Genomic DNA, 5,358 nt, shown 5'->3' with positions numbered 1-5,358 from the left:
TCCAGCGTTATACTCTGACCAGTTGCGGATGCGGTATTGAGGTTTCATGGCAGGTTTTATATGTGATAACTGAAATTTACCATGCCTCTCCTGCCCGCAACCCCTCTTTCATGCAACAACGCCGTTAGGCTTTTGAATGATATCGAAGAAATCTCTGTTTCTTCAGACGAAGAGGTTATTTGCAGGCACTTAGTTCCTTCTTGTTAGTGCGATCGCTCCTCTCTTACAGCACCCTCATTAGAAATCTCAAAATGACGGTGCGGTATGCTGCACTAACAGCACTCTACTTTAAGAATGGACGATCGCTCCTCTCAACGATCGGCGACTTCTTATCCACGTCCCAACAGTCGCGTGTCGGAATCACAAAAGAAGTCACAGATCTGGATTATGGGCTGGAATGCGATTCTGCTTCGCCGAGGCTTCGCCAACGCTTTTTAGGTTCAAAAGAGCGATCGCTCCTCCGTGAGATCTGCGACTTCTTGTGTGAGTCTAATACGCCACTGTTGGGATGAAGATAAGAAGTTGCAGATCTGATTTTGCCAACGCTTGGAGAACGCCCTTAGCGCTATACCATAGGAGAAGCGCAAACACAGCACACAGCACCAATATTGCAGCAATGGATGTTAAAGACGGTTTTATCGGCACAGTAGGCAACACGCCCCTCATTCGGCTCAATAGCGTTAGCGACGAAACAGGCTGCGAAATTTTGGGCAAGGCAGAGTTTTTGAATCCGGGGGGATCGGTGAAGGACCGGGCTGCCCTCTACATCATTCAAGATGCAGAAGCAAAAGGGCTCCTGAAACCGGGCGGAACCGTTGTGGAGGGAACTGCAGGCAATACCGGAATCGGGCTGGCCCACATTTGCAATGCCAAGGGCTACAAATGCCTGATCGTGATTCCCGATACGCAATCCCAAGAAAAAATGGATTTATTGCGTACCCTGGGAGCTGAAGTGCGAGCCGTACCCGCTGTACCCTACCGCGACCCCAATAACTACGTGAAGCTCTCCGGTCGGATTGCCGAGGAGATGGACAACGCGATTTGGGCGAACCAGTTTGACAACCTCGCCAATCGCCAATCCCACTACGAAACTACCGGGCCAGAAATTTGGGCACAAACCGATGGCAAGGTGGATGCGTGGGTGGCGGCAACGGGAACAGGGGGAACCTATGCCGGAGTGGCGATGTTCCTCAAGGAGAAAAATCCAAACATCAAGTGCGTTGTGGCAGACCCCATGGGCAGCGGCCTCTATAGCTACGTCAAAACGGGCGAAATCAACATTGAAGGCAGTTCCATTACGGAAGGCATCGGCAACAGCCGCATCACGGCCAATATGGAAGGGGTTCCTGCTGATGATGCTATTCAAGTCACCGACCCTGAAGCCCTGCGGATTATTTACAAACTGCTGCACAAAGATGGGCTATTTATGGGCGGTTCAGTCGGCATTAATGTAGGGGCGGCAGTTGCACTGGCGAAGCAGTTAGGGCCAGGACACACGATCGTGACCGTCTTGTGTGATGGGGGAGCACGGTATCAGTCGCGGCTCTACAATGCGGAATGGTTGGCAAGTAAGGGATTATCGATGGGATAGTTTAACGCACTGACAATTACGGATGGGCGATTCTGCGTTGCCGAGGCGCAGCCAACGCTCCTTTGCGGAATTCAGGAGGAACTACAGTTGAGTTCACCACTCCAGGCTGAAGCCGGAACCCGTCAAGTTCTGGTTTGCCAAAACACGTCCTGTAAACGGGCAGGCGCACAAGCCGTATTGGCCGCCTTCCAAGCACACCCACTACCGGACTGGGCGATCGCCCCATCTGGATGTCTAGGTCAATGCGGTAATGGGCCAATGGTGCTCGTATTGCCGGAGGGAATTTGGTACTGTCGCGTGCAGCCAGGAGAAGTCCGCACCCTTGTGGAGTGCCATTTGCAGGGGGGCACTCCAGTGAAAGCGATGCTCTATCGCAAATTTCACCATTCCGCCTAAGTCCCAAGCTTAGACACACACAAGCCCGTCAATTTGTCCTACAGTGTTAAAGGCGCAATCGCCCTTCTCTCATTTGACCAAACGACATCATGCTGACAGCCGGAATTGTTGGACTGCCCAACGTAGGTAAATCGACTCTATTTAATGCGCTGGTGGCGAATGCAAAAGCCCAAGCCGCAAACTTTCCCTTCTGCACGATTGAACCCAACGTCGGCGTTGTTGCGGTTCCTGATGAGCGGCTAAACGTGTTGGCGAAAATTTCTGATTCTGCTGAAATCATTCCCACCCGCATCGAATTTGTAGACATTGCCGGACTGGTGAAGGGCGCGAGCAAAGGGGAAGGCTTGGGCAACCAGTTTTTGGCGAACATCCGCGAAGTAGACGCGATCGTCCATGTGGTGCGTTGTTTTGACGATGACGATATTATCCACGTTTCCGGATCGGTTAATCCGGTGCGCGACATTGACGTGATTACCCTGGAATTAGCCTTGGCAGACTTGGCGCAGTTGGAAAAACGCGCCGACCGGGTACGCAAACAAGCCCGTACCAATAAGGAAGCCCAAGCCGAACTTGCTGTCATCGACAAGATTTTACCCGTCCTAAATGAAGGCAAACCTGCTCGTCTGGTTGAACTGACCGAGGAGGAAGAAGTCTTCGTTAAATCGCTGGGACTCCTGACCCGCAAGCCGATTATCTACGCTGCTAACGTGTCAGAAGATGACCTAGCGACGGGCAATGCGTGGGTCGATCAGGTGCGGGAAGTCGCGGCTCGTGAAGAGGCTCAGGTGGTGATTATTTCCGCCCAGGTGGAATCCGAGCTCGTGGAATTATCCGAAGAAGAACGAGTAGACTTCCTCGCGGCATTGGGCGTGGAAGAAGGCGGGTTGAAGTCTCTAATTCGCGCAACCTATACCCTCTTGGGACTGCGAACCTACTTCACTACTGGCCCCAAGGAGACTCGCGCCTGGACGATTACCGCCGGAATGCTAGCCCCCCAGGCCGCAGGCGTCATCCACTCCGACTTTGAGCGGGGCTTTATCCGTGCGGAAACAGTCGCCTACGATGATCTGGTCAACAGCGGTTCAATGGGTGCGGCAAAGGAGAAAGGCTTAGTTCGCAGTGAAGGTAAGGACTATACAGTGCAAGAAGGCGATGTGCTCCTGTTCCGGTTTAACGTGTAGCGGCGTTTCCTCCCCGTGGTAGGATCGGTTGCCAATACTGCGGTAGGAAACCTATGCCATTGCTGGAAAACTTGGGTCAAAAGGGGCGATCGCGCCCAACTATGAGCCTATCTTCAGTGTGGCTCTGGTTTAGTCTGAGCATTGTCGCGTCGGTGCTGTACGCTATTCCGGCACTCCAGCAGGCATTTGCCAGTCCCTATGTTATTCAAGACGATGCGCGGCAACATGTGGCGTGGATGCAGCGGTTCGTTGACCCTAGCCTATTTCCTGGAGATCTATCGGCAGACTATTTTCAGTCGGTGGCACCGTGGGCATACACGCTGTTTTATCGGCTAGGGGCGATCGCCGGAATCGACCCCATCACCTTTAGCAAGGTCTTACCGATTCTCCTATTGGCGATCAGTTCCGCCTACGCCTTTGGCATTTTTCAAAAATTACTTCCCTTACCGTGGGCAAGTTTCCTCGGAGTTCTTATTCTCAACAAACTGGTATGGCTCCAGGATGACCTCATTTCCGCCACTCCAGTGGCCTTTGCCTATCCGCTCTTGCTAGCTGCCCTGTATTACCTACTGAGCGAATCGGTTATCCCGTTTGTGATCGCGATCGCCCTTCTGGGTCAAACCTATCCCCAATGTGCCCTAGTCGTTGCCGGAGTTTTAGTGCTGCGGTTGGGTTCTTGGCAGCAGGGACAGGTTAGCCTTGCATCTCGTCGGGAAATCGTCCTCTCACTGGCGGGATTGGGGGCGATCGCCCTGGCATTGCTGCCCTATGTCCTGATTCCCTCGCCTTACGATCCGGTAGTATCAAGTGCCGAAGCTCGGACGATGTTTGCCTTCTCACCTGAAGGATGGTCGAGCTTTTTCAATCCGAATCCGTGGCAGTTTTGGTTTTGTGGGCAGCGCAGCGGAATGTTGCCCCCAGAATGGTGCAAGCGAATTGAGTACAATTCCCTCTGGTCGATGCTGCCCCAATTTGCCCTAGCGCTCTCCCTGCCGTGGCTGTTGCGATCGCCCCAGCGCTTTCCCTTAGCTGAGCAAATCATGACCAAGATCTGGATTCTACCCCAACTGCTGCTTGTATCGTTCACCCTCTTTTTCGTCGCCCACGCCCTAATTTTTGACCTACATCTACCCAATCGCTACACCGAGCACACGATTCGGATTGTGATGGCGATCGCGCTCACGTTATCCCTAGTGCTGATTCTCCACAGCTTAATTCAGTTTCTCAGGCGTCAGCATTACGCTATTGCCTTCATCGCTTTAACGATTTTGGGAACAGCGCTAGTTCTCTATCCCGAAGTGGTGCAAGGTTACAGTCTGCGACAAATCAACTACGTCCAGGGCAATTTTCCCAAAATATACGAGTTTCTCCGGTCACAGCCCAGAGATAGCCTGTTAGCATCCCTATCCGATGAGGTAAACAACCTCCCCACCTTTGCCCAGCAAAGCATTCTTGTGGGTGGTCAGGGCTACGCATTGCCATACCATAAGGGCTATTTTGAAGACGTTACTCGCCGCAGCGAGGCGTTGATCCAGGCGCAATACAGTCCCGATTTGGAGGACGTTAAAGCGTTTATCCGGGAATTTGACATAGACTTTTGGTTATTGGAACGGGACGCGTTTGAGCGAGAGTACGTCAAGCAAGATGCGTGGCTGAAACAATATCCCCCCCTCGATCAAAACGTCTTAGACGCGCTAGAACAAGGAAATATCCCTGCTCTTGCCAGCCTTGAAGAATCATGTAGTCTTTTGCAAGAGCGCCGCTTAATCCTTCTCGATGGTCAGTGCCTACTCGATCAGGATTGATGCGCTCTCGAATACTGTAGACAACCAATGTTGAAATCCTGATTGACGGACAAAACTCACACAACCCTGATTCTCTCGTAGGTTGGGTGAGCGCTAGCGTAACCCAACAGAATATAGGCTAGAGTTGGGTTCCACGTTGTTTCACCCAACCTACGGCTTTGTTGCATGATTAGAAGGATGATCAGGCTCACCTTGAGGTCGTCCGGGTATTAAGCTTCGACTTTGTAGCTATCGGGTTTAGCGATCTGAATCATGCGGTTGAGCGCAATACATTTGATGAACAATTCCACGGCTTGATTGTCAAATTGACGCGCACTGAGATTGCCCCCAAAAATAGTCTTAAAGCGGAACATGGTAGTTTCAGCAATCGAACGACGATGATAGC

6 protein-coding genes are annotated in these 5,358 nt (G+C 52.1%); 5 read left to right on the top strand and 1 reads right to left on the bottom strand.

What is annotated here, in order from left to right; all coding sequences use genetic code 11:
• The first annotated feature begins 179 nt into the window (after window positions 1-179).
• From IGR76_13750 to IGR76_13730, 5 genes are all read left to right on the top strand, one after another.
• A complete protein-coding gene (locus IGR76_13750; GenBank protein ID MBF2079541.1) occupies window positions 180-512 on the top strand; it encodes a hypothetical protein in 333 nt (110 codons plus the stop codon).
• Window positions 513-616: 104 nt separating this feature from the next.
• Window positions 617-1,591: a cysteine synthase A gene (locus tag IGR76_13745; GenBank protein MBF2079540.1), complete on the top strand. Its 975-nt coding sequence runs from the start codon at window positions 617-619 to the stop codon at window positions 1,589-1,591.
• 87 nt (window positions 1,592-1,678) lie between these two features.
• Complete coding sequence (locus IGR76_13740; protein MBF2079539.1) at window positions 1,679-1,987, top strand: (2Fe-2S) ferredoxin domain-containing protein; 309 nt, start codon at window positions 1,679-1,681, stop codon at window positions 1,985-1,987.
• An 89-nt stretch (window positions 1,988-2,076) separates the two neighbouring features.
• Window positions 2,077-3,168, top strand: a complete 1,092-nt coding sequence (gene ychF / locus IGR76_13735; GenBank protein ID MBF2079538.1) for a redox-regulated ATPase YchF — start codon at window positions 2,077-2,079, stop codon at window positions 3,166-3,168.
• A gap of 53 nt (window positions 3,169-3,221) precedes the next feature.
• Window positions 3,222-4,973 carry a hypothetical protein gene (locus IGR76_13730; protein ID MBF2079537.1) on the top strand — a complete coding sequence of 584 codons (1,752 nt, stop codon included), beginning with the start codon at window positions 3,222-3,224 and terminating at the stop codon, window positions 4,971-4,973.
• 209 nt (window positions 4,974-5,182) lie between these two features.
• Here the strand turns inward: IGR76_13730 and IGR76_13725 are convergent.
• On the bottom strand, window positions 5,183-5,358 hold a 176-nt coding region (locus tag IGR76_13725; protein MBF2079536.1), incomplete at its 5' end, for an IS5/IS1182 family transposase.

Origin of the sequence: Synechococcales cyanobacterium T60_A2020_003, from assembly GCA_015272205.1 — a bacterium.
GTDB lineage: Bacteria > Cyanobacteriota > Cyanobacteriia > RECH01 > RECH01 > JACYMB01.
Note: the sequence above shows the minus strand (reverse complement) of the source record. Positions and strands in the feature narration are given on the sequence as shown.